Below are 25,477 nucleotides of genomic sequence, written 5' to 3' on the forward strand. Positions count from 1 at the left end.
GAAAATGATAGAGATTGTATTAAACGGCGCAAAATTTAATGTGCCAGTAAAAAGCCTTAGCGAGCTAAAAGAGCTTGCGCTTGGCGATAAAGAGAGTGAAATTTATAAATTTTTAGAGAAATTTAGCGCGACAAAGCCAGACATTTTTATCGTTGATGGCTTTGCTATAAAAGAAGATAGCGAGCTAAAAGATGGCTCAAACGTCGTATTTATAAGGCGTGGCGTGATGCCTGAGCGTGAAGTTTTACGCGCGATGATCGCTTCACGAAACAGCCCTGAGCTAAATTTAGCCCTAAGTAAAGCAGTAATCGGCGTGGCTGGACTTGGCGGCCTTGGCTCAAATATCGCGCTAAGCCTTGCAAGAGTTGGCGTAAAAAAGCTAGTGCTTGCCGACTTTGACGTCGTTGAGCCAAGCAATCTAAACCGCCAGCAGTATTTCGTCCGCCACATCGGCTTAAAAAAGACGCAGGCGCTTAAAGAGCTGATAAATGACGTCAATCCCTTTGTCGAGGTTGAAACTCACGATATATTTTTAGATGAAAAAAACGTGGCTAGCGTCTTTGGCGAGTGTGAAATTTTATGCGAAGCCTTTGACAATGTAGCTGGCAAGGCGATGATACTAAATGAAGCTGGGGCAAGCCTAAAAGATAAAAAGATCATCGGCGCCTCTGGCATGGCTGGATACTTTAGCTCAAATCTCATAAAAACTATAAAATTTGCCAAAAATGTCTATCTTTGCGGCGACCTCACAAACGAGGCGAAAATCGGTCAAGGACTCATGGCACCGCGCGTCGCAGTCTGCGCAAACCACGAGGCAAATTTGGCCATTAGACTGCTTATGGGCTTGGAGGCGTAAGTGCAAAGCGATAGTTTGATCCTTGGCGGCAAGGAGTTTCAAAGCCGCTTTATCCTTGGCTCTGGCAAGTACTCGCACGAGCTCATCGACTCAGCCATAAACGAGGCTGGCGCGCAAATTTTAACCCTTGCTCTTAGGCGCATAAACGAGAGCAAAGAGCGAAACATACTTGACTTTATCCCAAAAGGCGTGACGCTTTTGCCAAACACAAGTGGCGCTAGAAATGCCAAAGAGGCCGTTCGTATCGCCCAGCTTGCACGTGAGCTTGGGTGCGGCGAGCTTGTTAAGATAGAGATCATAACTGACTCTAAATTTCTCTTTCCAGACAACGCTGAAACCATAAAAGCGTGCGAAGCCTTGGCAAATGACGGCTTTGTGCCAATGCCTTATATGTTTCCTGATCTAAACGCTGCAAGGGCGATGCTAAGTGCGGGAGCAAGTTGCATAATGCCTCTAGCTGCGCCCATTGGCTCTAACCAAGGGCTAGTTTTTAAAGATATCATTGAGATTTTGATAAACGAGCTTGATACGCAGATCATAGTTGATGCAGGCATCGGTAAGCCCTCACAAGCGTGCGAAGCGATGGAGATGGGAGCGGCTGCGATCATGGCAAACACAGCCATAGCCTCATCTAAAAACATCCCACTCATGGCAAGAGCTTTCAAAGAGGCGATCATCGCTGGTCGCAACGCCTATCTAGCAGGCCTTGGTGCAAAGAGTAAAAGCGCAAACGCCTCATCTCCGCTCACTGGATTTTTAGACTGATGAAATTTACAAAAACCGACCACATGCAGCTACTACCTCACATGCAGGATGTTGGTAGCGATATCATGGATGAGATTTTAAAAGAGCGAGCGAGCTACAAACCTGAAATTTACACCGAAGCGGACGTAAAAGCAGCTCTAAATGCAAAGCACTGCTCGCTTGAAAATTTAAAAGCCCTGCTCTCGCCTGCTGCAGCGCCATTTTTAGAGCAGATCGCCCAGCTCGCTCAGGCAAAAACAAGAGCAAATTTTGGCTCAAACATCACGCTTTTTACGCCGCTTTACATAGCAAACTACTGCGATAATCTCTGCGTTTATTGCGGTTTTAACGCTAAAAACAATATAAAAAGGGCAAAGCTAAGTGAAGAGGAGATCACAAGGGAGCTAAGAGAAATTTCAAAGAGCGGCTTAGAAGAAATTTTGATCCTAACTGGCGAGAGCGAGACCAACTCAAGTGTCGCTTACATCGCGAATGCCTGCGCTTTGGCAAAGAAATTTTTTAAAGTCGTTGGGGTTGAAATTTACCCGCTAAATTCAGACGGCTACGCTCTGCTTCATAAAAGCGGCGCAGACTACGTGACCGTCTTTCAAGAGACCTATAATCCCACAAAATACGAGAAAATTCACCTTGGTGGCAACAAAAGAATCTTCCCATACCGCTTAAATGCGCAGGAGCGAGCGCTTCTTGGAGGCATGAGAGGAGTCGGCTTTGCAGCACTTCTTGGCATAGATGACTTTAGACTTGATGCCTTTGCGACTGCACTTCACGCAAGCTTAGTTCAGAAAAAGTATCCACACGCTGAGATCGCATTTTCATGCCCAAGACTTCGTCCTATCATAAATAATGATCGCATAAATCCGCGTGATGTGGGTGAGCGCGAGCTTTTGCAAGTGATCTGCGCTTATAGAATTTTTATGCCAACAGCCAGCATAACGATCTCAACCAGAGAAAAGGCGAAATTTCGCGACAATGCCGTAAAGATCGCCGCAAATAAGATAAGCGCTGGCGTAAAAGTGAGCATCGGCGCTCACGGCGAAGAGAAAAAGGGCGACGAGCAGTTTGAGATAAGCGATAGCAGAAGCGTGAATGAGATAAAAGCAATGATAAAAGCAAACGGCCTAGAGCCCTTGATGAGCGAGTATGTCTATGTTTAAAATTCTCTGCGTGGCCGACTTTGAAAGCTATGAGGGCGATGACTTTTTAAAGAGAATTCAGCTACTTTGTAAGGCTGGCGTGGATGAAATTTTGCTCCGCGCAAAGGGGCTAAGCGAGGCTCAATTTTACGATCTTGCTAGGGTTGTGGCTCAAATTTGTGAAAACTACCGCAAGAAATTTATCATTAATCAATTTTTCGACGTAGCTTGCAAGCTAAAGAGCGATTTTTGGCTCACTTCGGTGCAGCTAGATTTTTTTAAAAATCACGGCGTTTTTTTAGAAGAATTTAGAAAAACAGCAAAAATTTACGCCCCAGCTCACGACCTAGAGCAGGCTAAAATTTCAGCCTCTATCACTGATGTGCTGGTTGCTTCTCATATATTTGCCACCTCTTGCAAGCCAAATTTAGAGCCAAAAGGGATAAATTTTATAAGTGAGCTAAAAAGTTTTAATAAAGAGATTTATGCACTTGGAGGACTGGACAACCAAAACTACAAAGAGGCTATAAAAGCAGGTGCAAGTGGTATTTGCTTTATGAGCTTAGCAATGAACGGCGATATGGAGCCTATAAAAAAGATAGCAGAGAGCAAAAACGGCTAAATTTAGTATAAATTACATAAAATAATACGTAAAATTTTACTCATTTTTGCTAGCGATATATGTTTTTATATCAAATATAAGTAGCGTCACAAGCGATGGCAGCATATAGGAGTTTAGCACTAAAAGCAGCGACTTTGTCAAATTTGACTTTATTAAAGTCTCTATGCCAAGGCTGCTGTTGTAGTTAAAAAAATATAGCAAGGCAAACTCGCCAACAAGAACTATGCGAGAGATCTTTAGCAAGATGTCATTTCCCAGTCTTGCAAATTTATCATCGACCACAAGCGACAAAGTGATCCAGCCAAGCAGCCAAATTGAGCAGGCTAAAGCATAAACAGTAATTCTTTCATCAAATTTTTCAAGTAGTAAAAATACCAAAGGTTGCAAAAATACAAGGCTAGCGATAAACCAAAGAAGTGAGCTAAAGGCTAGCAGGCAAACACAGCCAAAGATAGAAATGGCAGAGATAAAGCCAAAAACCTCTAACCCAAGATAGTAGGCCAGCGCATAGGATAAAAAAGAAAAAACAAGCCAAATTTTAATAACAAGTCGCCACCTATTTGCAAAGGCAGTGGCTTTTAAATTTTGTATGATACTTCCATAAAATCAGAGAGAATTTACTTGTCTTGTTTCGTTTTTCTCTCTTGATTTTATAAAATTTCCATAAGTCCTTGCTTTTAAATTAAGTGATCTTTTACACTGTAGCTTAGATTTAGGGCTTATGGTTAATGTTTCGATTAAAAATCTTAGTGCTTGACACTGAATACAAGAAAGAAACATAACCTAAATTTTATTCAGGAGTATCAAAATGAAAAAAACATTTTTTTGTGGTGTTGATGTTTCTAAAGATAAAATCGACGTTTGTTTTCTAACTTCTATCACGAGTGAGAAAGCTAAATTTGAAACATTGCCTAATAACTATGAGCTTATCAAAGTTTATTTTGATAGTTTTAAAAACGATGAAATTTTAGTTGTTTTTGAAGCCACATCAAATTATCATTTAGCCCTTCAAAGGGCTTTATCTGATCTAAATATTAGATATAACATTACAAATCCTTATAAGTCGTCTCTTTTTTTAAAACATCTTAGCACTATAAAGACTGATATAAGCGATAGTTATGGCTTAGCTGTTTATGCTAGGACTTTTAAAGGCGAGATCGCACCTGATAAGTATAATTCCGAGTATTTAGAGATAAAAAGTTACAATTCAACCTTAAATTTGCTCCAAAAAATAAATACTCAACTTAAAAATTTTAAAAGTTCTCAAAAAACTTTAAACAATAAAGTAATTGATGATGTTATCGCAAATCTTATAAAAGAGATTGCAAAACTTCAAGCTATGCTTCAAAAACTAGCTTTTGATCTTGTTAAAAAAGCTATTCCAGAAACCGAAGAGATCATTAAAGAAAATAAAGGCTTTGGAGTTGATCTCGCTTTAAATTTATTTCCACAACTGCATTTTAATAGGGATAAATCTGAAAAACAATTTATAAGCTTCATTGGTCTTAGTCCTAGAATTTTTCAAAGTGGCTCAAGTGTTCATAAAAGCCAAAAGATAAACAAAATGGGCAATTCTAATCTAAGGCGTATTCTATTTATGACTGCATTATGTGCAATTCGTTTTAACGCTAAATTCAAAGCACGTTATGAGCGCTTATTAGCTAACGGCAAAAAGAAAATGATTGCTATTGTTGCTGTTATGTGTGCGATAGTCCGTTATTTAAAAAGCTTATTCCCATTTAATCCAGAAATAAAGGCTATTTAATGAAAAAAATTCATTATAAGCTAATCTTTTCAGTTCTTGAAATCCTATCATCTAAAAATTCTTTAACAAGGGCTGATATATGCGATCATTTAAAGATTAGCAAAGCTTATCTTTCTCAAATTATTAGTAATAGATATTTAATAAAAAATCAAATTTTTTCAAAAAGGATAAAACAATGGCAAAAAATGCAACAGCTCCATTAATGGATAGCACAAGCGAAAATCTTTATAGAGAGATTTATCAATCTCTCAATCAAAATTTAGATTATTTCGAGCAAAAGATTAAGGTCATAAAAACTAAAAAGATCGATGGTAAGCAAAAGCTAGATAAAGATAATAACCCCATTATAAACGAGTTTGGAGAGTTTGAAAAGTGGGATGATAGCTATATGATAACTTTTGTCGCTCTTAATAGTGGCGGAGAACATTCTACGAGAATAACACAAGAGCAATATCTCGATTTAAAAGAAGATGAAGTTTATATCGCTAGCGGTAAGATCGAATATAGACTTTATAAGGATGCTTATAACTCGACACCAGTTATTGTCTTTAATAAATTTGTGCCTGCGATTGATAGTTTTGTCACGGCGATGCTAAAAATGGAAGCACTTAAAAATGGCTCGAATGCTTGAAAAGTAGGGGCTAAAAACTTAGCCCCGTGCCTAGACTATCAGCAAGGTTAGGCGGGACAAGCTGGGTTTTGTTAAAGGTTTAAAAAATGATATATAAAGACGATAGATTTAAAATACTTCATCAAGGCATCGATACTTTAGTTATCGGCGTAAATTGTATTGATGAAAAATTTTTTAATACAACTTTTTCAAGCTTTATTCGCAAGATCGCTACGCTAAAACAACAAGCACAAAATTTACGCACATTTGGCGAAAAGTATATTTTGGATGATTTGGGCTTTGATTACGGAAATTTTAAAGTATCAAGTAAAGGCTTAGGTCAATATTTTGGATATTTTTCAAACGATGATATATTTTGCACCATTTCAGATACTAAATTTAAGCCAAAAGGGCTATATCATTTAAAAATTCAATTTAGAAGCATATTTTTACTTAAATATGGACACGTTAGAGCCTATGAGCTTGTAAATAAATTTTTAAGTGATATATTTAAAGAGCATTTTAAGATAAGTGTTTTAAGGCTCGATCTTGCAACTGATGTGACTGGCATAAAATATACTCCGCAAGATTTTTTACAATTTAGAAGTTTAAAAAGGGTTTCTAACTATTCAGATCAATATAAAAAAGATGACGATGATTTAATAATTGATGAAAATTCGCCAGTTTTTAATGATATAACTGAAATTAATGTTAATAATTTTATGCGTTTTACTCGCTTCGAAGGTGTAAGCTTTGGAAAAAATCCGCATATGTTTAGGGTTTATGACAAAATAAAACAAGTTCAAAGCAAAAATATTTCAACTTTAATTTTTACAAAATGGGAAATAAATGGCTTTAATCCTGCTGTTGATATGTTTGTATTTAGACACGAAGCGGAGTTTGGACGATCTGCAATAAAAAGATTAATCCCTATTAATGAAAGTGATGAAATTGCTTATATTTTTAATCATTTGGGGGCTTTTTGGTCGCAAGGGCTTAGTATTTGTAAATGGTATGATCTAACTGATGATGAAATTAATCGTTTAACTGCTGGCACTATTCAAAGTGATAGTGCAAGAAAAATTTATCAAAGATGCGATTTTGATGATAATAGGCTTAAATTTTGGGATATGCTCTTGCCTTGGGGCGATGATAAATTTAAAGCTCTTACTATGCACGATCTCATTCAGTCAAGGGATATTAAAAAAGCAAAAATGGCTTTAAAGGCTTTTGTTGGTGCTGTTTATACTAATTTGGGTGTTAGTGGTGAGAATTTTTTATATGTTTTTACTGAAACACTTAAAGATCTTGAAAATGATGGCTTAACTCTTCACGAATACGGCTTATCAAAGCTTGCCGGCAATTTTTTGAAAAATGAAAAAACTATAAAAAATCAGAATTTAGATATAGATAATCCCCTTTTTGATGTTTTTAACGCTTCTTTAAATGATTTTTTTATTGCCATTAGCAAAATAAGAAATGATGATTATATCCATCCTATAACAAATGCTTTAAAGGGGTTTCAATGCAAAAATTAAACGCTTATGGTCTTTTGGTGTGTGAATTATTAGATAGTGGCAAGGATGTTATTTGTATTGATATTAAATGTCCTATCGTTAAAAGGCTTTACGCCAAAAAGCTTGGTTTTATTTGGGCTGATATTGTTATTGGTAGTAGAAAGGCTTTTTACTCGGCTCTTGATGAATTAAATATTCTTTTTATCCAAACAAATTTGAAAAAGCTATTAGATAGCAAAGGTTATTCTTTGCGAAATGGTCGTAAATATATTTTTGCTGTTAAACAGCCTAGATTAGATTTATTTTAAAAAAGGGTTATGAAATGTTAAATATTATTAAAAATTTAGGTGCTTTCTCTTTAAGTGATAGCGGTTCTTTAATAAATAGTCTTAGTCAGTATCAGCCTTGTAATTATTCTTTAGATGATATTAAAACTATTCATTGTTGTAGTGCTAATGATCCGATATATCTTAAAGATATTTATTCTAATCAAATTTTCGTTAAATTGTTTGATTTTTTGGTTTATGGTGGCGATGATGAATTTTTTATTTGTGATTGTATTTTAAATCCTTTAGATATTTCTGATATACGTTTTGCTATCTCTGGTCTTTACGTTGAAATTGAAAAGAAAGATATTCCAAAGGGACATAAGCTTCTCTCTTCTGATTTTAATCTAGCTAATATTTTTTCTTCTGCTCTTCTTGATTTGCCATTTTCAACTATACAAAGTGATATTACTTTAGGAGCTTTTTCTAAAGGTCAAATCGTTCAAATTAAAGATTTTAGCTTGCCTTTTTATGTTTTAGGTTGCTCTTTATTGCAACTTGGTCTTAATAAATTTATCCTTTTTTATGATGTTTTTTGTCTTGATTATGAATTAGTAAAACTTGGTGTTTTTAGTGTTCGCCGAATTTTTGTTCCAGCTGGATTAGTTAGACCATTTAAGTTTGATAAAACATTTTATAAATATGTGATTGCTTTATATGCTTATATTTTTAAGAGTTCTGCCGTTAATTCTCTTGATTTATCTGATGTTGTTAAACAAATTTTTGAATATTCTGGCGAAGAAGATTTATTTAGTTTATTTTTAAGATTACGCAATGAAGCCGTTGAAAAGCAAGCTAAATCCGAAAGTAGTGAGCCACCTATTTATTTATAAGGAAAGGGATTTTAAATAATGTATTCTGGTATTACTCAAGCTATTAGTAAAGTTGGTCAAGTTAATAGTGCTTTAAAAGCTGGTGGGGTTGCTGGTGCTATTGGTGCTGGTGCTAATTTTGATTTAAAAGATAATCCTGTTACTGATATAACTGCTCTTGGTATTTGGGGATTAAAAAATGTTTATAATAGTTTTTTTGATAAAAAAGAAAGTGTTGATGTTGATAAAAATATAAAAGAGCTTAGTGAATATTATGCTAAACAACGTGAAGCTAAAGCAATAGATGCACAAAAAGAAAAAGAAAAACCTAAAGAAGATAATTTACCTAAGCCATCTGATAACGATAAGCCTAGTAGTGTCCCCTTAACTTTACTTGGTGTTTTAGATCAGCAAAATCATATATTAAAGCTTATGTCTTTAAATTTAGCTGTTTTAGGAGCTGTGAAAAATAATGCTTTTGATAAACAAGCTAGCGCTAAAAAAGATAATTTATATAATCAATCTCCAGAAATTCAAGGGCGTGTTACATTTGATAGAAAAACTGGATATTGGGTTGATCCTACTACTAAAACGCTTTATAATCCTTATACTGGCGATCGTATATATGATAATGCTTCGTCAAATACTGGCACTAATTCCGCTGTTTCTACTGGTGTAGATTTTAAAGAAGTGTTAAAATCTCAAGAAAAAATTAATAGTGAAATTTCTAAATATATCTCAACTATTGGCGAAAATCAAAAAGTATATAATCAAAATTTAGAAAAGCTTGTTATTAATTCAAAAGAGTATTCGCAAGCTATGAAAGATGGTTTGGCTGGTGTTAAGCTTAAAGCCAGTGTTGCTGTCGATAATAATTTAAACGCTTCTTTAGCTATTAATAAGCCAGTTGAGATTACTTTACCTAGTTCTTATGTCGATAATCAAAAAATACTTAGTGATAATTCAACTAAAACGCTTGAAATTTATAAAGAAAAAGCTGATTTTGATAAGACTTCGATTGCTGTAAAGGATCTCGACGGCAATACTATTGCTAACGCTTCGCCACGCGATATTGCTTTATCTCGTCAAGCTGTTCAGGCTCGTGTCTTAACTGATGAAAATAGTTTTGAATTAGATAGTGATGCTTTAAATTTATTTGATATTCCTATCCCAAATTTTAAAGATCTGTTTGATACTGAATTACCTAGTAAAACTTTACTTAAGGATTTAAAATAATGGCTGATAAACGTTCTGAAGCTGGAAGAATTTTAAAGCTTGGCATTGATGAAATGTTTGAAGACTTAACCTATAGCGTTGCTTACGATCAAGTTTTATCTAAGTTAAAAAATAGTGGTATGGACGATGGAATTTTAAAGGATGCAATAAATAGTGGTGTTACTATTATGTTTAGTGCGGCTTTAGTAAAGTATATTCAACTTCAAGAAAGTGTTGTAAATAAAATTATGAGTATTGTTTATACTGGTGTTGTAGCTTTACTCTCTCCTTTAGGTAGATATGCTAAAAATAAGCTTAGTAATATAAAAGGCGTTAAACTTAATAGAATGCTTGGTTTCTTAACTGGTAATTTTTCTGATCGTATTGGTATTGCCAAAGTTTTTGTGGAGTGTGGTAATCAAATTATCAATACTAATAATTCTAATAGTTCAGCACTTCAAAATGTAATACTGTTATTAATCAACGTCAGCATATTTTAGAAACTAAAAATCAAGAATTTAACTATGCAAAAGCAAAGGTTGATAATATAAATCAAACCCTACTTTTTAAGCTTTTTAGCTCTCGCTTTACTCCGCAAGATAAAGAAATTCTTAGACGTATAACTGGAAGTGATAAGATTGATATTGACGCTTTAAATCACGTTGCTGATTTTATGTTTGTTACTGATGATGCTGGAAACGTTTTGGGGCTTAGTGAAATGTTTATTACTATGATGAATGGACTAGGCTATTTTAATGGAAAGGATAAAAAGCATGGCTCTTGATTGTGAAAAAGCTTTTGAAGAAGAAATGAAAAAATTTGATAGTATTGGTGCTTGTCTTGCTCGTATTGAAAAAATATTAACTGACAATTTAAAAGATAAAAAAGATGATAAAAGCGGTTTAGCATCTTTGGATGAAACAAATCGTCTTTTAAAAATTCTTTGCCACGATCTTGTAGGTAAAGAATAATGGTTTCTTTGCTGTGTGGTTGCTGTAATAAGAAAAAAGATTTTACTTTTTATATTGAGAGAATATTATTTTTTCGTTCTAATACTGAAAATTTAAACGCTAGTATTGATGAAAAATATGATAAGAAAGATGCGCTTTTTGATTGCGGTTTTTTTGGTAATAGTTGTATTCGTGATAAGCGTATTTCTTCTCTTTTTGGTCTTGGCTTTTATTTTTCTGCTTATACTAATTCTAGCATTAAAAAGGCTAATGCCCCTTTACATATGCATTATAATAGCGATGATGCTGCCGATTATGAATATAGGGTAGGCACTGATTTTTTAACTCCATCTGGTAAGATTAATATTACGGATTTGCCCAGCTCTTCTGAAATTTCTTCTTATTTTGATAGTAATTTATTCTTTTCTTTTAGTGATCGATCTGATTACTTTTATTTTTGTATTCCTGCATCTTTTAATTTTACAAAATATACCAGCCGTCTCTCCTTTTCTGATTTTTCTTGTTATTCATCTTCTAGTCCTTTTTTTAGAAGTGATCTTCGTCTTGGTCTTTTGGATTGTGACTATACTGGTATTCATACTGAAGCTTTTAATCTTTTCTCTATTTTTTCTAGTTTTGTTAATAAATCTTTTGTTTATGAATTTTCTGATTTTCTTAATATATTTGAAAATTCTCTCTCTTCTTTTTATTCTCAATTTTATAGCGATGTAACTAACTTTAATTTACAACACCGCTATTTATCAGTTTATCGATTTTCAAAAAAGGAGTATTATGCCTATCTACAAAATTACACAACAGCAAGGCAATAGGGTTATCACTTCAACGCTTGAAGCTAAAAGTGTTTCCGATCTAATTGCTTTTTTAGATGCTGTTTCTACTGCTGAAATTAAGTATATTTATAAAGTCGAGTTTGAAACTCACAAAACTAATTTTCCGTCTGATGACTTCAATTACAATAAGCAATTTAAAGCTTTTGTATCTAATAAAAATCGTATGTGCAAGCAAATTTTAATTCATAACGTAAAAAAAACTAAAAACGAAGCTGAAATATCTGCTTTAATTAAAACACATTTAGAAGTAGGTGGACTTGCTGTAAAAGGTGTTTCTTGTTCGCTTTTTATGGATAAGTAAAAATTTAATAATTTGTCTTTATAATTATTTATTTATATAAAAAGGAGTTGCTTATGATTAGAAAAATTGTTGCTTTTTGTTTGTTTTTTAATATTTCTTTCGGATCTAATTATTTTGATAATTTAAAAGAGTCTTTTATTAATATGTCAGATGTTGAAGCATCTGAATTTATTTGTAAAAATTATCCTTATGTTGTTATGGCTTCTGGTCGTTCTTATCTTAAGGGGTCTATTTGTTATGTCGATTATTCTCTTTATGATGATAAAAAATTGGCTGAAGCTGAAAACGTTTTAAATTATAAATTTTGTAATTATGATGAGTTGAAAGCATTTTTACACTCTAAAGGCTCTTTAGAAGTTAAATTTTATGGATCAAATAAAAATTTACTCAAAACTATCCGCTATAATAAAGTTTCACGTATCCCTTGTTCTTTGATAAAATTTTAAATTTTTTTTCTGTGTTCTTCTTGATAGATATTGTCCCCCCTCCCAAACACGGCGCCCCACCGCTCTGCGGTGTGTGCCGTGTTTTCTTTTCTCCCCTTTTAGTTTATTCTTTTTTATTGTCTTATTTTCTTTCTCGATCTTTTTACCTTCTTTAGTTGTTTTTTTGTTTGCGTTGTGGCGATAGTTTCTGCGATTGCTCGAATATCTTAAAACTTATAATTATGTCTTTTTGCTAGCTATCGCCACGCAAACACTACGCGGACGAAAAACGCGAAAGCGTTTTGAGCGTGCTGAAGCGTCCTTAATCTAACCTTAATTATTTAACTTTCTCTTTTTTGCTTAATATTCTCTTGTTTAAAACGTTTTAACAAAAACAAGCAAATTTAAAAAAAGTCGAATGACAAAAGAAAGGATAAAAAAATGTTAAGACAATCAATAGACGGACTTTATGCAAAAAGTCTTACTTTTTCTAGTGGTAGTGATGAAGATGCTTTACTCCCGCTTTTAGCTGGCAAAGTTGAAAGTTATTCAGTCTTTGGCGATGGTGGCACTGCTTTAGCTTCAACACCTGATCCACTTAATCGTAAAAATGTGATCGTTGGTGCTAAGACTGCGACTGGTAGGATTTCTACTATGGTAACTGTTCCACATGTTAAACAAAGTTATATGTTTCAAAATTTTCTTTCTGATTTTACTGGAAAATTAGATGCAAATTATGATACTGCTGTTAAATGCGATTATGTAACTTTAAAATTTGATAGACTTTAAGGAGTAGGATATGTCTAAATGTTTAGTTAAAAATACAATAAATAATAGGACTTACGGATTTGCTTTGCCTTGCGCTGGTGCTGAAGCTAAAGCATTTTGCGACAATGCACTCGAAGGAACTTACGTGATACTTACTCGTGCTAGTGAGCAAGGTAATTCAAGTGAAGCAAGCGTTGTTGAATATACTATTACTGGCAAAAATAATGCTGGCAATAAAACTACTTTTAGCTTTTATACTAAGCCTAGCGTTGATGAAGCTCAGATTAAAACCGCTTTAGCTGGTAAAACATTTAATGGTGTTAAATTTGATGAAATTTACGTTATCAGTGCTAAAAAAGCAAAATAATGTTTTCAATGTTTAATTTAAGCTCCCTATTTAATAGGGGGCTATTTATCCACGCTTTTGTTTATCTTGTTTTATTCCTTTATATCTCTATATTAAAAGATGATATTAAAGATCTTACCACTGAAACTATTACATTAAAAACTAATTTAGCAATTGAAAAACAAAATACTGAAAACGCTTTTTTAATTATTGATAATCAAAATTTAAAAATTAAGCAATTAAAAATAGATAGCGAAAAAATATCTAAAGAAAATAATATTTTAAATCAAAAATTACAAAAACGTTTTAGCACTATCGAAACACCTAAAACGGACGACTGCTTAAGTAAGCTAAAATTTTACGATACTTTACTTTTAGAGTTTAGCAATGGCAATTATTCCAAATAAACTATTTTTCTTTTTCTTGCTGTCTTATCTTGTTTTGTTTGTTGGTTGCTCTGCAAAATCTTCACAAGGTGCTATTAAAGAAGCTTATATGCCTATAGAATGTAATGTAACAATTCCAGATAAGCCTATTTTTGATCCATTAAATCCAGAAAGTTTAAAAGATTTAATTATTTACTGCATACGAATAGAAGATTTATTAAAAGGCTGTGTAAATGGACAATTTAAACAAGGACGATAATTATTTAATTTTAGTTCTTTTTGTTGGGTTTATAGCGTCGATTTTAAATCTTGAAACTAAAGATTTTTCTAAAATCAAATATAAAATTTTATCTTATTTGCTTAGTTTTTTAAGTTCTATGTTTTTATGTTGGATTAGTTATGAAATATTTTTTTTCTTTCTAAACAATATTAGAGTTTCGGTTGCTCTTGCTGGTTTTGTAACTTGGCGTGGCACTGATTGGATATATTCAAAAATTGATAAAGCCTTAGATAAAAGGATAGAAAGGGATTAAGATGACACTTGGCGAACATCAAGAAGCTTTTATGAAAGACGTTGAAAAACTTTTAAATTATCTTCATTCTAATGGATACTCTATAAGGGGTGGCGAACTAGAAAGGACACAAGCCCAGCAAGAAATTTATTATAATAGTGGTAAAAGTAAAACTATGAATTCTAATCATCTAAAAAGATGTGCGATAGATTTACATATATTTAAAAATAACGTTTGGTTACAATCAAAGCTAGAATTACAAGATATTGGCAATTATTGGGAGAGCTTAAATACTCTTAATCGTTGGGGCGGTAATTTTAAAAACTTTCTTGACGTTCCGCACTTTGAAAGAAATTGTTAAAATCTCTTGACTTCTATCTTAAAATCTAGGCTATCTGTCAAACCCATTTACGAGATTTTCTTTTGTTTTGGACGAAATACTTTCATGACATTTTCGTCAGTTTCAATAAATGCTCCCTCTATCAAGTCAATGCAGTACGGAACTGATGGAAATACCGGCTCCAAGCACTCTTTTATAGCCTTTGGCTGACCTGGTAAATTTATGATGAGTGCATGGCCTCTGATGCCTGCTGTTTGGCGTGATAGGATCGCTGTTGGGACGTATTGCAGGCTTGCAGCTCTCATTAGCTCGCCAAAGCCTGGCATCATCTTCTCGCAAACCACCTCAGTAGCCTCTGGCGTAACGTCTCTCACTGCCGGTCCTGTGCCACCGGTAGTGAGCACAAGGTCGCAGCCAAGCACGTCCACCATGTACACAAGCCTCTCTTTTATCAGCTCAAACTCATCTGGTATAACCTCGTAAAAGTACTCACGCTCGCTCACTATCCAGCTGTCAAGCACCTCTTTGATCGCTGGACCTGATTTGTCCTCGTATGTGCCTTCGCTTGCACGGTCAGAAAGGGTTAATATACCTATTTTTGCTTTCACTTTTTCTCCTTTAGTAGTTTTCATTTAAAATTTTTGCCAGCGTCTCTTTATCTACGCTCTCGTACGTTAGCAAATATGAGCTTATCTTTGCGATTTGTTCATTTGTGCCTTTTAAAAAGGATGTGATCTCCTCTTTTGCTTGCTTTAAAATTTCTTCTACATCGTTTGGATTTGGCACAAAAGAGCTTCCCATGCCATACTCATAAACCATCTTTGAAGCGATCTCTTTGGCTAAATTTAGGTCACTACTTGAGTTTGAAAAAATATCATTTTCATCTATCTCAAGCTTGCACATACCAGCGATGAGCACCTTGATACGAGATATCATCTGCGACTTTGACTCGATCTCTTGCTCTGTGGCCATAAACCTATCTTCTATAAGAGAAATTTTTTCAAATTTCACATCAAACCAATAAGCACTTAGCGCCTTTGCTCCTTGATAAATGGCTTGAATTTTCTTTTCGTTTTCGCTATAGCTTAGCACCTTTTTCTTGCCGAGCAAGACCTTGTTTAAAACAGCCTCAAAGTCTCTCATTTTAAGCACGCTCTCGCCGTTTCTTAGGGCATTTATCGCAGCTTCATTTACAAGCGTACTGAGTGCCGCACCTGAAAAGCCAACGCTCATTTTAGCGATATCCTCAGCCGCCACTTCGTAGTTTTTATCTTTTAGATATGTGTTTAAGATCGCCACTCTGTCATTAAAATCAGGCATAGAAAGAAAAATTCTCCTATCAAAACGCCCTGATCTAAGTAGTGCCTCATCGATCATTTCGATCCTATTTGTGGCAGCTATGACGATGACGCCTGAGTTATCTTCAAAGCCGTCCATCTCAGTTAGTAGCTGATTTAGCGTAGCTTCTCGCTCGTCGTTTCTAGTCCCACCCCTACTCTTACCAACGGCGTCTATCTCGTCGATAAAGATGATTGAGGGCGCATAGGACTTGGCTCTGCTAAAAAGCTCTCGCACTCTTTTTGCACCCATACCAACATAAATTTGAACAAAGCTTGCACCATTTTGATAAAAAAATGGTACATTTGCCTCGCCAGCGACTGCCTTTGCCACAAGCGTCTTGCCAACGCCTGGAGGGCCTATCATTAGCACGCCTTTTGGCATTTTGATACCAAAATTTCTATATTTTTGCGGATTTTTAAGAAAATCAACTATCTCGCTAAGCTCGCTTTTGACCTCGCTAATGCCAGCTACATCGCTAAATCTCACGTTTGAGATGACTGGCATAGTGTTTTGATTTAGCACGCTTTCTATCTCAAATGCGCCATCTTTTTTGCTAAGCAAGCTCTCCTCTTTTTTTCTGATGCTTCTAAAGATATAAGCGTACCAAAGCACAAAGCAGACAAAGATGATAAATCCCCAGATCATGCCTGGAGTGATATATTGCTTAGTCTTTTCAACAGGCACCTTTTTTATAAGCTCTTTTAGATCGATGCCCTCTTTTATAATTGAAAAACGATTGTTTTGTGCATAAAGCACGACTTCATCGTCATCGATTACAGCGCGGTCTATAAAATTTCCATCCATTAGCTGCATATATTGCGAATATGTGATATTTCGTGGCTCTTTGCTAACGGCAAATAGCAACACGCTGATTAATGCGATAGCTGCGATTATTAGGATATTTTTCTTATTAAATTTAAATTTTTGCATAATTGGCATCTGGCTTAACTTCATATTCGCTTACCTCCACCCACTCTTTTGTTATATCTTTTTGGCTTAAAATTTTAGCTTTGTTGTAAAACTGATCAAAGCCTTCGTAAAACTCACCATTTTTTTGCTCGACTAAAATTTTCAAAGCTCCGTTATATTTTTTTCTAAAATTTTCATTATTTTGCAATGCAATGCCTTGTAAAATTTTTAGCCTACTTTTTGCCACATCACCGCTAACATCGCTTTTTAGCGTAGCTGAGTGCGTATCACGCCTTGGCGAATAGACAAAAGCGTGCAGATGTGTGATAGGAAATTTCTTAAAATTTTCCACAGCCTCTACCCAAATTTCCTCACTCTCACCAGGATGACCCACGATATAGTCCGTGCCAAGGGCAAAGCCAAGTGAGCTTAGCTCATTAAAAAGTTCCAAATCGCTAAATGCGTTATTTCGTCTTCGCATGATCTTTAGCATCGCTTGGCTTGTGTGCTGAAGTGCGATATGTAGATGACGTTCTAGCCACTCTTCTTTTAAAATTTCTCTAAAGCTCTCATCTATCTGGCTTGGCTCAATACTTCCAAGTCTAATGCGCCTTATGCCAGAAATTTTACCTAAGTTTGCCAAAAGCTTACCAAGAGAGCTATTTGTGTCTTTGCCGTAGCTACCTATATTTGTGCCAGTTAAGACAAGCTCATTATAGCCGTTTTGGGCTAAAATTCTTGCCTCTTTTAATATCATAGCCTCATCCATGCTTCTAGCCTTACCGCGGACCGAAGGAATGATGCAGTAGCTACAGCTAAAGTTGCAGCCTTCTTGAATCTTTATAAAAGCCTTTGTGTGATTTTCATAATTTGTAACTATATTTTTATCGACTGAGTTTAAATTCCCAAGCTCAAAAAATGGCTTTTCTTGCTTTAAAAGTTCATTTAGATCGCTCTTTTTACTAGCTCCAAGTACGCCAAATATACCGCTATTAAATAGATCTTTGCCCTTACTAACCGCGCCACATCCAGTCAGCACCACCTTAGCCCCGCGCCTTTTTACACCGTTTATGTAGTTTCTGACACCGCTATCGGCAGAATTTGTAACAGTGCATGAGTTTATGACCACGATATCAGCGCTCTCTTCATCGTTTGTGATCTCGTAGTCCTTGATATAGCTCTTTAAAAGTTCAGTATCATAGATATTTGTGCGACATCCAAATGTTTTAAAAAATATCTTTTGCATTAAGAATTTTCACTCTCTTGCTCGCTGTGAGCGGTATGATCGCTTGGATTTTCTTTTTTGCCTATAAACATAGTTTGTGTTGGATAAGCGATCTTTATATCATCTTGAGCTAAAAATGCTTCTATTATCTCTGCGCTAATAGTGCTTCTAAGAGCCAAAGTCGCATAAGAATTTGCCATATACCAGCATGAGACATTTATACCATAAGGCTCAAAAAATGTATAAATTCTTGGCTCGACGTTTGGATTTTTGATGCTGTACTGGCTTCTTAGTTTATTCATCTGGCGTTTTGCGATATCGGTATAGCCTTTTGAGTATTTTTTAACGACATTTCTTGCTAGATAGACAGCCTTTTTATGATTGCTATCAAAGCTTATAACGATATCTATACCATCCCAAACGGTCTTCATACCATAATGAGCATAGTTTGCGATGAGATCGGTAAAGATATAGTTATTTGGCACAAAAATGATCCTACCTGCACGGCGGTTTGTCTTATAAGTCGAGTAGCTAACATCCTCAAAAACAGTCAGCCTAAGTAAAGAGATATCGATCACATCGCCCACAAATTCACTGCCATCATGAAGCACTCTGATCCTGTCACCCACATGTATAGAGCCACCAAACATGATCACCATCCAGCCAAGCATACTCATAAACATATCTTTCATCGCAATGGCGATACCAGCTGAAGCAAAACCTAACACAGTTACTAGATATGTGACGTTTTCGATATACGAAAAAAGTAAGATTATGATGATAACGGTGATATTTAAAACGTTTAAAAATTTATTAACCGTGTAAAATCTCTCATTGTCAGTAATCGTTCTTTTAACGATAAATTTAGCGATAAATGTTAGCCCGATCGTTAAAAGAATGATGATAGCTGTATAGCCCATACTTAAAAACTGAGCTTTTATATCAGAGGTGGTTAAATTTATAGCCTCATCAGCTCTTTTTTCATAGACATTATAAGTTGTATCAGCGATCTGTTTTGCAGCTTTAAAGTCGCCTATTTCTTGTTTTACCAAGTTTAAGCTTGCCCTGTTTTGCTCATTTTCTTCGATCAAATTTAGTCTATTTAGTAAATTTTCTTTTGTTTCAAGCTTTTCTAAAAGCGTATCAAGCTCTTTTATATGCCTTTGATACTCGATCTTATCGCTCTTTATCTTTTTGATATACGAAAAGCCAGATATAAGTGCAACAGGACTTGTTATCCTTGGTGGAGTATCCATTTCAGGAGCTGCTAGCATATTTGAAAATGGCGTTTTTTCATACTCTTTTAGTAAATTTATCTGCTCTTTTAGAGTTTGAATTCTCTTTATGATATCGCTGCCTCTTCTTGAGCTTTTGTCTAGCTTTTTTAGTTCATTCTCGTTTTTTTCAAGCTCATCAATAAGCCTTTGATAAGTGTTATAGTTAGCATACCTTGTGATCCAGATATTGTTTTTTAGGGAGTTATCTAGATTTGAAATATCTTTTATAAGCTCGTTATTTTGTAAATTTTGTGAGACATTTTGCTCAAGCGTAACGTTTTCTTCGGCATAAAGGGCAAAGCAAAAAAGTAGTAAAGCTATGATCTTTTTCATTTAAATTCTCTTAAAATTTTTAAAACGTCTTCTTTTTTGACGTCATTTTTTATGATCGCACTGCCGATTTTATCTGCAATGATGAAATTTATCTTATCATCTTTTGTCTTTTTATCCATAAAAAATGCCTCGTAAAATGCATATTCATTTTCTATTTTGTAGCTTACTGGAAGGCCAAATTTTACCAAAACCTGTTTGATATCCTCTGCTTCTGCCTCGCTCATGAGCCCTAGTCTTACACTTAAGTGATTTGCCATATTCATACCTATCGCCACCGCCTCGCCATGTAAAAATTCTTTATAATTTGTCTCATTTTCTATAACGTGAGCAAAGGTATGGCCGTAGTTTAGGATAGCTCTTAGCCCTTTTTCTTTCTCATCTTGTTCAACCACTTTTGCTTTTAAAATTACCGACTTTTCAACCAGCTTGGCTAAGTTTTCATCATCTAAATTTACGCTTTTTAGCCAATCAAACATCTCTTTATCAAAGGTTATCGCCATCTTTAAAGCCTCAGCCACGCCAGCTGCAAATTCTCTCTTTGGCAATGTTTTTAATAAATTTATCTCACAAAAAACCGCCTTTGGCTGATAAAATGAGCCTATTAAATTTTTACCAAATTTATTATTCACACCAGTCTTTCCGCCCACACTTGCATCAACTTGCGCTAGAAGCGTAGTTGGGATATTTATGAAATTTATTCCTCTTTCATAGATGCTCGCCACAAAGCCAGTCATATCGCTTATGACGCCACCACCAAAGGCGATTAGCGTAGACGAGCGATCAAATTTACTCACAAAAAGCTGCTCTAAAATTTGCTCTACCGTTTCAAGGTTTTTATACTCTTCGCCATCAGGTACACTTATGATAAATTTCTCATCACACTTCAAAATACTAAGTAGCTTTTCAAGATGAAGCCCCGCTACTTTAGCGTTTGTAACGATGCCAACCTTGCCTTTTAGCTCTAGTCTCTCAAGCTCGTTTATATAAATTTTATAGCTTGATGCTTTTTCTTTAAGATTTAAATTTATCTGCATTTTTACTCACTTACTGGCACAAAAAGCTGTGCGTTTTGGCTCAGTTTTTTATAAAGCCTATTTAAATTTGTCGATAAAAAGGCAAATGCCCCACCATTTGCCACGCTTTTAGTAAACATTACAAAATGAAGCAAATCTTTTGTATTTTTTAGTTTTACAAGCGGATTTTTAAGATTGTGATTTTCTATCTTTATACGCTTAGAAAATAGCGCGCTAATACTCTCAAAATGCTCTCTTAGCGCTTCATCTTCGCTATGCTTATTATCAAAATAGTAAAATTTCATCTCCAAATCAAGCTGTGCACAGCAGTCTGTTATCACGGCTGATTGATTCTCCACTTCTTGACTTTGATCGCCTAGTATAACGCCCTCTTTTATATTTGAGAGCAAAATTTTACCCGTTTTTAGCACTGGAAGTTTTAGCTCATAAAATAGCTTCTTAAATTTAAAAAAGTATTTATCATCGCTTAAGATTAGACCGATATCGTGCTTTAAAACATCATATTTTATAGATTTGTTATCACTATTAAAATAATCCATCAAGACGATGATATTTTTCTCTTTTATCGCTTTTAAAGTATCTAAATTTTCACCTAAAGTTGGATTTATCACTCTAAAAAAAAGTCGTTTATTATTTAGCTTTGAATGCAAATACAAGCTATCCTTTATGAGCTTGCTAACACGTTCTTTATCCATTGAGATCATATCGATCAGCACATAGATATTGCTACCAAACGGACTTGGAAACTGCCCACTTTCACGCTTAATCGAGCGGTAAACATTTTGAAGCACATTTGGATCACCAACAATCAGTAATATATCGCTTGGCTGTATCATTACATTTGGCTTTGGCAAGATGATCTCGCTGCCTCGATATATGAGAGCTATTCGCCATTTCTTTTGAGCTACTGAGCTAATGTGACGATACATATAAGAGCTACCTATTGGCACCTTAACTTCCATGATCTCGCCCTCACTAAGGCCGATATTATCGGCTAAAACCGGCAGATCCGGTAAATAGTCCATAAGCCTTGATGCTGCAATATCTCTGATATCAACCACGCTTAAGTGTTTATCGCTTGCAAATATTTCTTTACATTTTTCATCAAGCTCCCATGAGCTCATAAAAACAGTCTCGGTCTTTGTGCTGATCTGTCTTAAATTTTCATAAACAGCAATCGCCTCATTTTTATCATCGCAAACTATACAAAACTGACTAAAATAGCCATCGCTCACGCTTTTTAGCTTTGAGAAACTAGTTGGGTCAAACTGGTAAAATGTAAAATTTTCATAATTTGATTTTTGGCTGTAATCCTCACTTGAAACAACAATATAGTGATGCAAATTTGATTTTGTTTCAAGCAGTCTGTTTAAAAAATTTCTTGCGAAAGTTCCATCTGCGATTATTAAAATTTTCTTCATCAATTCTCCGTATTTTAAAGCTCACATTATAACAAAAGGTCTTTAAAATAAGCTATTTTGGCTATAAATTTAGAAATTTACAGCCAAGAAAATTTAAGAGATTATTTCAGAGATTAGCGTATCGATTGCTAAATTTGTAGCCTTATTTATCGTATCAAAAATAGTACTTGAGCTTGGATCTGGACAAAAAATTTCTTTTGTGATCATGCCTGATTTTAGCGAAGTGTTTGCATTAAACAGCTCGTAAGCTAGCGAGACTTCGGCTTTGTCACCTCTTATCTGAAGTGAGATGATACTCACTTTTAGCCTAAGATCCTTTGCGTTTGGTGAAAATATCGGCTTTGCAGCGCAGTTTGAATAAAGCCCTTTTACAAGCGATTTATAGACCATTTCGCTTGGCTCAGATACAAATTTAGCGTCGCTTAGATATCTGATTTTATTATTTTCAGCTACGATCAAAATTTTTCTAGTATCGACCATATCAAGAGCGCTTACATTTTCGATGAAGACATTTTTTAGCTCTTTTTGCTTGTTTTCAGCTGAGCAAGCCTTATTTGAATAGTGAATTTCATACATCGCTGCAACTGGCACATCCGTCTTTAGCGAGCAGCCAAGAAATAAAAGCGTAGCCGTTAGAAAGATTAAATTTCTCATTTTTTATCTCCTTTGTCGTTTGGCACTGGATTTGTGAAGAAAAACTCGTAAGGATTATCTTCAAGCCTTTGAAGCGCGCCTCTAAACTCACGAAGTGTCTTGTCAAATCCATTTAAAAAATCACTCGCTTCTCTTAATAACGGCCCAACCGTATTTCTAAGGTCGTATTCGCCATCTTTAGCCTTTTTTGTGATGAGCTCTTGCAGCGAATTATATCCGGTGATAGCCGAATTTGCCGATACAAAAACTTGGTTCGCATTTGAAATTAGTCTGTTTAAATTTTTAACCAATTCTTTTGTATCGGTTTTGTTTAAAGTATCTGTAAAATTTTTTACATTTTTAACGATACTATCAACCTCACTTAGCCCCTCTTCGTCTGTTAAAACTTGTGTAAATTTATCGATATTTTTAAGGACTGACTCTACGTGAGCAATATTTTCAGGCGAAAAAAAGTTATCGACTTTATCAAGTGTTTGATTTATCTTTAAGGTGATGTTTTCAGCGTTGTTTCCAAGCTTTGAAAAGAGGCTCTCTTCAAGCTGTAAGATAGGCTTTTGACCTGACGCAAAGTCTTTTGTGCCACGGCTTATATTTATACTAGCAACGCCGCTGATGGCCTGAACTTCTATACTTGCCACGCTATCGGCCTTTATCGGCAGGTCTTCTCTAATTTTCATTGTGATGTTTATAAGAGCGTTTTTGTCATCGACAAAATTTATATCACTAACACTTCCTGCTGGCACACCGATAAATTTAACCGTAGAATCAACCTTTAATCCACTTGGTAGCTCGGTTGTGTGAATGTAGTACTCTTTAAAATCAACCTTTGTATTATTTTTACTAGTCATCCACCAGATAAATATCGCAAATGCTGTAAGGCAAGCCATAAAAAACATGCCAACAATGGTATAAGAATTTCTATTTTCCATCTACTTTTTCCTCATTTTAAATAGCTCTTCAAGTGGATTGTTTTTAAGATATTCAAGCTCTTTTATATTTCCCTCAAAGGCTATTTTTTTGTTATCTATTATCAAAAATCTATCCAAAATATCAAAAATACTATCAGCATCATGAGTCACCATGACAACGGTCACGCCGATACTATCACGAAGTTCTCTTATGAGCGCATCCATCTGGCGCGAGCTAACAGGATCAAGGCCGCTGTTTGGCTCATCTAAAAATAGCACCCTAGGGCTTAGCACCAAGGCTCTTGCAAGTGCGGCACGCTTTTTCATACCGCCACTTAGCTCGCTTGGATAAAGCATCGAGACCTCTTTTTTAAGTCCAACTTTTTGTATCCAAAACATCGCTATCTCATCGATCTGACGTTTGTTAAATTTAGAGTACTCATGAAGCAAAACACCCACATTATCAAGGATCGTCATCGAGCTATAAAGTGCGCCAAACTGAAACATCGTCCCACTTTTTAGCTTGATCTCTTGCTGCTCTTCAGAGCCGCTTTTCCACATATTGACGCCATCAAAAAATATATCGCCCTCGCTTGGCTTTTTTAGATATATCATCGTCTTCATAAGAGTCGTTTTACCAGCGCCACTGCCACCTAAAAAGCCATAAATTTCTGCCTCTTTAACGCTCCAGCTCACATTATCGTGCATTATTTTATCGCCATAACTTGTCGTTATGTTTTTTCCAACTATTATTTCATTCATATCTTTAGCCACATAAAAATTATCGCGAAAAATGCATCAAGCGCAATGACCCAAAATATCGCATTTACGACGCTAACTGTTGTCATTGCTCCAAGGCTTTGGGCGTTTTGACTAACACCAAATCCCCTCATGCAGCCAATGATCGCTATCACCGCACCAAAAAATGGAGCCTTTATCATACCAACAGCAAAGTGCCTAAGCTCGACCATCTCGCGAAATCTATTTAGATAGTCACTAAAGCTGATATCAAGTATCGTTTGGCAAATGATCATCTGTCCTAAGATACTTATCGCGTCAGCTATAAAGATAATGACAGGCACGCAAAGTACCATCGCGATGATGCGCGGCAAGACCAAGAAGTTAAATGGCTCAAAGCCCATCGTCTTCATCGCATCTATCTCTTCAGTTAGCTTCATAGCGCCAATTTGAGCAGTAAAACTAGAAGCCGACCTACCTGCAATAACGATAGCAGCTATAAGCGGAGCCACTTCTCTAAGCGTTAGCATACCCATGATCTCGACTATAAATATACTTGCCCCAAAGCTTGCAAGCATCGCACTGCCAAGATAGGCAAGCACAACACCTATCAAAAAAGCGGTGAGGGATACGATAAAAACGGCATTTACGCCGCCATCTTTTATGTAGTTGCTAAATTCCCTAAATCTAAGACTGGCTGGATTAAATAAAATTTTTACGCTTTTTATTAAAAATTCGCCCAAGAACGTGCCAAACTCAGCTAAATTTACAAAACCTTCACAGATTTTTTCACCAAGTCGTGAAAAGAAATTTAGACTATTGTGCGGCGGCATGTAGTTAAAATCGATCTTTTCATCATTTAAAAGATCACCCATCGCCCTTATCTTCTCATCATTTGTGATAATCTCAAATTTCTTACCATTTAGTGCATTTCTTAAAAGGATTAAAATAGCATAATCAATACTTTTTAGCTCACTAAAATCAAATTTAACACTGCCGCTAAGTTTTTGAATTTTTTTAAAAATGCTTTGTAAATTTTTTGCGTCTTTATAGCTAAACTCACCTATAAATTTTATAGTCTGAGCGCCATTTGCCACTACAAAAATGACGTCATTTTTATTTTGCAAAAAGTTCCTT

Annotated in this window: 33 protein-coding genes; 22 read left to right on the forward strand and 11 right to left on the reverse strand. The window is 35.2% G+C overall.

Annotated elements, in window-relative coordinates; genetic code table 11:
* Positions 1-4: 4 nt before the first annotated feature.
* The 4 genes from thiF to A3854_RS03625 are packed head-to-tail and all read left to right on the forward strand — an operon-like array spanning position 5 to position 3,376.
* On the forward strand, positions 5-856 hold the full coding sequence (thiF, locus tag A3854_RS03610; protein ID WP_084041515.1) for a sulfur carrier protein ThiS adenylyltransferase ThiF: 852 nt from the start codon (positions 5-7) through the stop codon (positions 854-856).
* Positions 857-1,621 (forward strand): thiazole synthase, encoded by a 765-nt coding sequence (locus tag A3854_RS03615; protein WP_084041353.1) that lies wholly within the window; start codon positions 857-859, stop codon positions 1,619-1,621. It begins immediately after the preceding gene.
* On the forward strand, positions 1,621-2,775 hold the full coding sequence (thiH, locus tag A3854_RS03620) for a 2-iminoacetate synthase ThiH (protein WP_084041354.1): 1,155 nt from the start codon (positions 1,621-1,623) through the stop codon (positions 2,773-2,775). Before A3854_RS03615 ends, thiH begins: the two co-directional genes overlap by 1 nt.
* Positions 2,768-3,376: a thiamine phosphate synthase gene (locus A3854_RS03625; protein ID WP_084041355.1), complete on the forward strand. Its 609-nt coding sequence runs from the start codon at positions 2,768-2,770 to the stop codon at positions 3,374-3,376. The genes thiH and A3854_RS03625 overlap by 8 nt, the downstream gene beginning before the upstream one ends.
* A gap of 36 nt (positions 3,377-3,412) precedes the next feature.
* Here A3854_RS03625 and A3854_RS09555 read toward each other — a convergent pair whose 3' ends face one another.
* A complete protein-coding gene (locus tag A3854_RS09555; RefSeq protein WP_180378640.1) occupies positions 3,413-3,763 on the reverse strand; it encodes a hypothetical protein in 351 nt (116 codons plus the stop codon).
* Positions 3,764-4,184: 421 nt separating this feature from the next.
* Between A3854_RS09555 and A3854_RS03635 the strand changes: the two genes are divergently transcribed.
* From A3854_RS03635 to A3854_RS03720, 18 genes are all read left to right on the forward strand, one after another.
* On the forward strand, positions 4,185-5,141 hold the full coding sequence (locus A3854_RS03635) for a transposase (RefSeq protein WP_084041357.1): 957 nt from the start codon (positions 4,185-4,187) through the stop codon (positions 5,139-5,141).
* Positions 5,141-5,344, forward strand: coding sequence for a MarR family transcriptional regulator (locus tag A3854_RS03640; protein WP_084041358.1), 204 nt, complete (start codon positions 5,141-5,143; stop codon positions 5,342-5,344). Before A3854_RS03635 ends, A3854_RS03640 begins: the two co-directional genes overlap by 1 nt.
* Positions 5,317-5,772 carry a hypothetical protein gene (locus A3854_RS03645; RefSeq protein WP_084041359.1) on the forward strand — a complete coding sequence of 152 codons (456 nt, stop codon included), beginning with the start codon at positions 5,317-5,319 and terminating at the stop codon, positions 5,770-5,772. Before A3854_RS03640 ends, A3854_RS03645 begins: the two co-directional genes overlap by 28 nt.
* 86 nt (positions 5,773-5,858) lie before the next feature.
* Entirely contained in the window at positions 5,859-7,289 is a 1,431-nt protein-coding gene (locus tag A3854_RS03650) for a hypothetical protein (protein ID WP_084041360.1), read from the forward strand.
* Positions 7,277-7,576 carry a hypothetical protein gene (locus A3854_RS03655; protein WP_072594633.1) on the forward strand — a complete coding sequence of 100 codons (300 nt, stop codon included), beginning with the start codon at positions 7,277-7,279 and terminating at the stop codon, positions 7,574-7,576. Before A3854_RS03650 ends, A3854_RS03655 begins: the two co-directional genes overlap by 13 nt.
* A gap of 14 nt (positions 7,577-7,590) precedes the next feature.
* Positions 7,591-8,427: a hypothetical protein gene (locus A3854_RS03660; protein WP_084041361.1), complete on the forward strand. Its 837-nt coding sequence runs from the start codon at positions 7,591-7,593 to the stop codon at positions 8,425-8,427.
* Positions 8,428-8,445: 18 nt separating this feature from the next.
* Positions 8,446-9,642, forward strand: coding sequence for a hypothetical protein (locus A3854_RS03665; RefSeq protein ID WP_084041362.1), 1,197 nt, complete (start codon positions 8,446-8,448; stop codon positions 9,640-9,642).
* Positions 9,642-10,121 carry a hypothetical protein gene (locus A3854_RS03670; protein ID WP_084041363.1) on the forward strand — a complete coding sequence of 160 codons (480 nt, stop codon included), beginning with the start codon at positions 9,642-9,644 and terminating at the stop codon, positions 10,119-10,121. The genes A3854_RS03665 and A3854_RS03670 overlap by 1 nt, the downstream gene beginning before the upstream one ends.
* 273 nt (positions 10,122-10,394) lie before the next feature.
* Complete coding sequence (locus A3854_RS03675) at positions 10,395-10,592, forward strand: hypothetical protein (RefSeq protein WP_085658457.1); 198 nt, start codon at positions 10,395-10,397, stop codon at positions 10,590-10,592.
* Positions 10,592-11,401 carry a hypothetical protein gene (locus tag A3854_RS03680; protein WP_084041365.1) on the forward strand — a complete coding sequence of 270 codons (810 nt, stop codon included), beginning with the start codon at positions 10,592-10,594 and terminating at the stop codon, positions 11,399-11,401. The genes A3854_RS03675 and A3854_RS03680 overlap by 1 nt, the downstream gene beginning before the upstream one ends.
* On the forward strand, positions 11,364-11,723 hold the full coding sequence (locus A3854_RS03685; protein ID WP_180378641.1) for a hypothetical protein: 360 nt from the start codon (positions 11,364-11,366) through the stop codon (positions 11,721-11,723). Before A3854_RS03680 ends, A3854_RS03685 begins: the two co-directional genes overlap by 38 nt.
* Positions 11,724-11,776: 53 nt before the next feature.
* Positions 11,777-12,169 (forward strand): hypothetical protein, encoded by a 393-nt coding sequence (locus tag A3854_RS03690; protein ID WP_072594640.1) that lies wholly within the window; start codon positions 11,777-11,779, stop codon positions 12,167-12,169.
* Positions 12,170-12,589: 420 nt separating this feature from the next.
* Complete coding sequence (locus A3854_RS03695) at positions 12,590-12,937, forward strand: hypothetical protein (RefSeq protein ID WP_084041366.1); 348 nt, start codon at positions 12,590-12,592, stop codon at positions 12,935-12,937.
* Positions 12,938-12,947: 10 nt separating this feature from the next.
* Positions 12,948-13,283: a hypothetical protein gene (locus A3854_RS03700; RefSeq protein ID WP_084041367.1), complete on the forward strand. Its 336-nt coding sequence runs from the start codon at positions 12,948-12,950 to the stop codon at positions 13,281-13,283.
* Positions 13,283-13,669 carry a hypothetical protein gene (locus A3854_RS03705; protein WP_072594643.1) on the forward strand — a complete coding sequence of 129 codons (387 nt, stop codon included), beginning with the start codon at positions 13,283-13,285 and terminating at the stop codon, positions 13,667-13,669. Before A3854_RS03700 ends, A3854_RS03705 begins: the two co-directional genes overlap by 1 nt.
* On the forward strand, positions 13,650-13,907 hold the full coding sequence (locus tag A3854_RS03710; protein ID WP_084041368.1) for a hypothetical protein: 258 nt from the start codon (positions 13,650-13,652) through the stop codon (positions 13,905-13,907). The genes A3854_RS03705 and A3854_RS03710 overlap by 20 nt, the downstream gene beginning before the upstream one ends.
* Positions 13,882-14,181: a hypothetical protein gene (locus A3854_RS03715; protein ID WP_072594645.1), complete on the forward strand. Its 300-nt coding sequence runs from the start codon at positions 13,882-13,884 to the stop codon at positions 14,179-14,181. The genes A3854_RS03710 and A3854_RS03715 overlap by 26 nt, the downstream gene beginning before the upstream one ends.
* A gap of 1 nt (position 14,182) precedes the next feature.
* Positions 14,183-14,521, forward strand: coding sequence for a M15 family metallopeptidase (locus tag A3854_RS03720; RefSeq protein WP_084041369.1), 339 nt, complete (start codon positions 14,183-14,185; stop codon positions 14,519-14,521).
* A gap of 47 nt (positions 14,522-14,568) precedes the next feature.
* Here A3854_RS03720 and mog read toward each other — a convergent pair whose 3' ends face one another.
* The 10 genes from mog to A3854_RS03770 form a co-directional block, all read right to left on the reverse strand.
* Positions 14,569-15,108, reverse strand: a complete 540-nt coding sequence (mog, locus tag A3854_RS03725) for a molybdopterin adenylyltransferase (RefSeq protein WP_084041370.1) — start codon at positions 15,106-15,108, stop codon at positions 14,569-14,571.
* Positions 15,109-15,118: 10 nt separating this feature from the next.
* Positions 15,119-16,771: an ATP-dependent metallopeptidase FtsH/Yme1/Tma family protein gene (locus A3854_RS03730; RefSeq protein WP_084041517.1), complete on the reverse strand. Its 1,653-nt coding sequence runs from the start codon at positions 16,769-16,771 to the stop codon at positions 15,119-15,121.
* Entirely contained in the window at positions 16,758-17,996 is a 1,239-nt protein-coding gene (mtaB, locus tag A3854_RS03735; RefSeq protein WP_084041371.1) for a tRNA (N(6)-L-threonylcarbamoyladenosine(37)-C(2))-methylthiotransferase MtaB, read from the reverse strand. The genes A3854_RS03730 and mtaB overlap by 14 nt, the downstream gene beginning before the upstream one ends.
* Positions 17,996-19,585, reverse strand: coding sequence for a mechanosensitive ion channel domain-containing protein (locus A3854_RS03740; protein ID WP_084041372.1), 1,590 nt, complete (start codon positions 19,583-19,585; stop codon positions 17,996-17,998). The genes mtaB and A3854_RS03740 overlap by 1 nt, the downstream gene beginning before the upstream one ends.
* Positions 19,582-20,619, reverse strand: a complete 1,038-nt coding sequence (gene aroB, locus A3854_RS03745) for a 3-dehydroquinate synthase (RefSeq protein WP_084041373.1) — start codon at positions 20,617-20,619, stop codon at positions 19,582-19,584. Before aroB ends, A3854_RS03740 begins: the two co-directional genes overlap by 4 nt.
* A gap of 2 nt (positions 20,620-20,621) precedes the next feature.
* The gene (locus A3854_RS03750; RefSeq protein ID WP_084041374.1) at positions 20,622-22,040 is read right to left on the reverse strand and encodes a COG3400 family protein; all 1,419 of its coding nucleotides are present in this window, start codon (positions 22,038-22,040) and stop codon (positions 20,622-20,624) included.
* A gap of 93 nt (positions 22,041-22,133) precedes the next feature.
* Positions 22,134-22,694, reverse strand: a complete 561-nt coding sequence (locus A3854_RS03755) for an ABC-type transport auxiliary lipoprotein family protein (protein WP_084041375.1) — start codon at positions 22,692-22,694, stop codon at positions 22,134-22,136.
* Positions 22,691-23,623, reverse strand: a complete 933-nt coding sequence (locus A3854_RS03760) for an MlaD family protein (protein WP_021090581.1) — start codon at positions 23,621-23,623, stop codon at positions 22,691-22,693. Before A3854_RS03760 ends, A3854_RS03755 begins: the two co-directional genes overlap by 4 nt.
* Entirely contained in the window at positions 23,624-24,364 is a 741-nt protein-coding gene (locus tag A3854_RS03765; protein ID WP_084041376.1) for an ABC transporter ATP-binding protein, read from the reverse strand. It abuts the gene before it with no gap.
* A complete protein-coding gene (locus A3854_RS03770) occupies positions 24,361-25,467 on the reverse strand; it encodes an MlaE family ABC transporter permease (RefSeq protein ID WP_084041377.1) in 1,107 nt (368 codons plus the stop codon). The genes A3854_RS03765 and A3854_RS03770 overlap by 4 nt, the downstream gene beginning before the upstream one ends.
* Positions 25,468-25,477 lie beyond the last annotated feature (10 nt).

Origin of the sequence: Campylobacter concisus, assembly GCF_002092845.1 — a bacterium.
GTDB lineage: Bacteria > Campylobacterota > Campylobacteria > Campylobacterales > Campylobacteraceae > Campylobacter_A > Campylobacter_A concisus_AQ.

Excerpts from the sequence above, each read along its gene's own strand:
- aroB (WP_084041373.1), bottom strand. The coding sequence starts at position 20,619 with ATGCAGATAAATTTAAATCTTAAAGAAAAAGCATCAAGCTATAAAATT.
- A3854_RS03645 (WP_084041359.1), top strand. The coding sequence starts at position 5,317 with ATGGCAAAAAATGCAACAGCTCCATTAATGGATAGCACAAGCGAAAAT.
- A3854_RS03695 (WP_084041366.1), top strand. The coding sequence starts at position 12,590 with ATGTTAAGACAATCAATAGACGGACTTTATGCAAAAAGTCTTACTTTT.
- A3854_RS03755 (WP_084041375.1), bottom strand. The coding sequence starts at position 22,694 with ATGAGAAATTTAATCTTTCTAACGGCTACGCTTTTATTTCTTGGCTGC.
- A3854_RS03670 (WP_084041363.1), top strand. The coding sequence starts at position 9,642 with ATGGCTGATAAACGTTCTGAAGCTGGAAGAATTTTAAAGCTTGGCATT.
- A3854_RS03705 (WP_072594643.1), top strand. The coding sequence starts at position 13,283 with ATGTTTTCAATGTTTAATTTAAGCTCCCTATTTAATAGGGGGCTATTT.
- A3854_RS03720 (WP_084041369.1), top strand. The coding sequence starts at position 14,183 with ATGACACTTGGCGAACATCAAGAAGCTTTTATGAAAGACGTTGAAAAA.
- A3854_RS03685 (WP_180378641.1), top strand. The coding sequence starts at position 11,364 with ATGCCTATCTACAAAATTACACAACAGCAAGGCAATAGGGTTATCACT.
- A3854_RS03730 (WP_084041517.1), bottom strand. The coding sequence starts at position 16,771 with ATGCAAAAATTTAAATTTAATAAGAAAAATATCCTAATAATCGCAGCT.
- A3854_RS03640 (WP_084041358.1), top strand. The coding sequence starts at position 5,141 with ATGAAAAAAATTCATTATAAGCTAATCTTTTCAGTTCTTGAAATCCTA.
- A3854_RS03740 (WP_084041372.1), bottom strand. The coding sequence starts at position 19,585 with ATGAAAAAGATCATAGCTTTACTACTTTTTTGCTTTGCCCTTTATGCC.
- A3854_RS03765 (WP_084041376.1), bottom strand. The coding sequence starts at position 24,364 with ATGAATGAAATAATAGTTGGAAAAAACATAACGACAAGTTATGGCGAT.
- A3854_RS03680 (WP_084041365.1), top strand. The coding sequence starts at position 10,592 with ATGGTTTCTTTGCTGTGTGGTTGCTGTAATAAGAAAAAAGATTTTACT.
- A3854_RS03710 (WP_084041368.1), top strand. The coding sequence starts at position 13,650 with ATGGCAATTATTCCAAATAAACTATTTTTCTTTTTCTTGCTGTCTTAT.
- A3854_RS03675 (WP_085658457.1), top strand. The coding sequence starts at position 10,395 with ATGGCTCTTGATTGTGAAAAAGCTTTTGAAGAAGAAATGAAAAAATTT.
- thiF (WP_084041515.1), top strand. The coding sequence starts at position 5 with ATGATAGAGATTGTATTAAACGGCGCAAAATTTAATGTGCCAGTAAAA.
- A3854_RS03750 (WP_084041374.1), bottom strand. The coding sequence starts at position 22,040 with ATGAAGAAAATTTTAATAATCGCAGATGGAACTTTCGCAAGAAATTTT.
- mtaB (WP_084041371.1), bottom strand. The coding sequence starts at position 17,996 with ATGCAAAAGATATTTTTTAAAACATTTGGATGTCGCACAAATATCTAT.
- A3854_RS03635 (WP_084041357.1), top strand. The coding sequence starts at position 4,185 with ATGAAAAAAACATTTTTTTGTGGTGTTGATGTTTCTAAAGATAAAATC.
- A3854_RS03650 (WP_084041360.1), top strand. The coding sequence starts at position 5,859 with ATGATATATAAAGACGATAGATTTAAAATACTTCATCAAGGCATCGAT.
- A3854_RS03715 (WP_072594645.1), top strand. The coding sequence starts at position 13,882 with ATGGACAATTTAAACAAGGACGATAATTATTTAATTTTAGTTCTTTTT.
- A3854_RS03690 (WP_072594640.1), top strand. The coding sequence starts at position 11,777 with ATGATTAGAAAAATTGTTGCTTTTTGTTTGTTTTTTAATATTTCTTTC.
- A3854_RS03760 (WP_021090581.1), bottom strand. The coding sequence starts at position 23,623 with ATGGAAAATAGAAATTCTTATACCATTGTTGGCATGTTTTTTATGGCT.
- thiH (WP_084041354.1), top strand. The coding sequence starts at position 1,621 with ATGAAATTTACAAAAACCGACCACATGCAGCTACTACCTCACATGCAG.
- A3854_RS03660 (WP_084041361.1), top strand. The coding sequence starts at position 7,591 with ATGTTAAATATTATTAAAAATTTAGGTGCTTTCTCTTTAAGTGATAGC.
- A3854_RS03655 (WP_072594633.1), top strand. The coding sequence starts at position 7,277 with ATGCAAAAATTAAACGCTTATGGTCTTTTGGTGTGTGAATTATTAGAT.
- A3854_RS03700 (WP_084041367.1), top strand. The coding sequence starts at position 12,948 with ATGTCTAAATGTTTAGTTAAAAATACAATAAATAATAGGACTTACGGA.
- A3854_RS03665 (WP_084041362.1), top strand. The coding sequence starts at position 8,446 with ATGTATTCTGGTATTACTCAAGCTATTAGTAAAGTTGGTCAAGTTAAT.
- A3854_RS03625 (WP_084041355.1), top strand. The coding sequence starts at position 2,768 with ATGTTTAAAATTCTCTGCGTGGCCGACTTTGAAAGCTATGAGGGCGAT.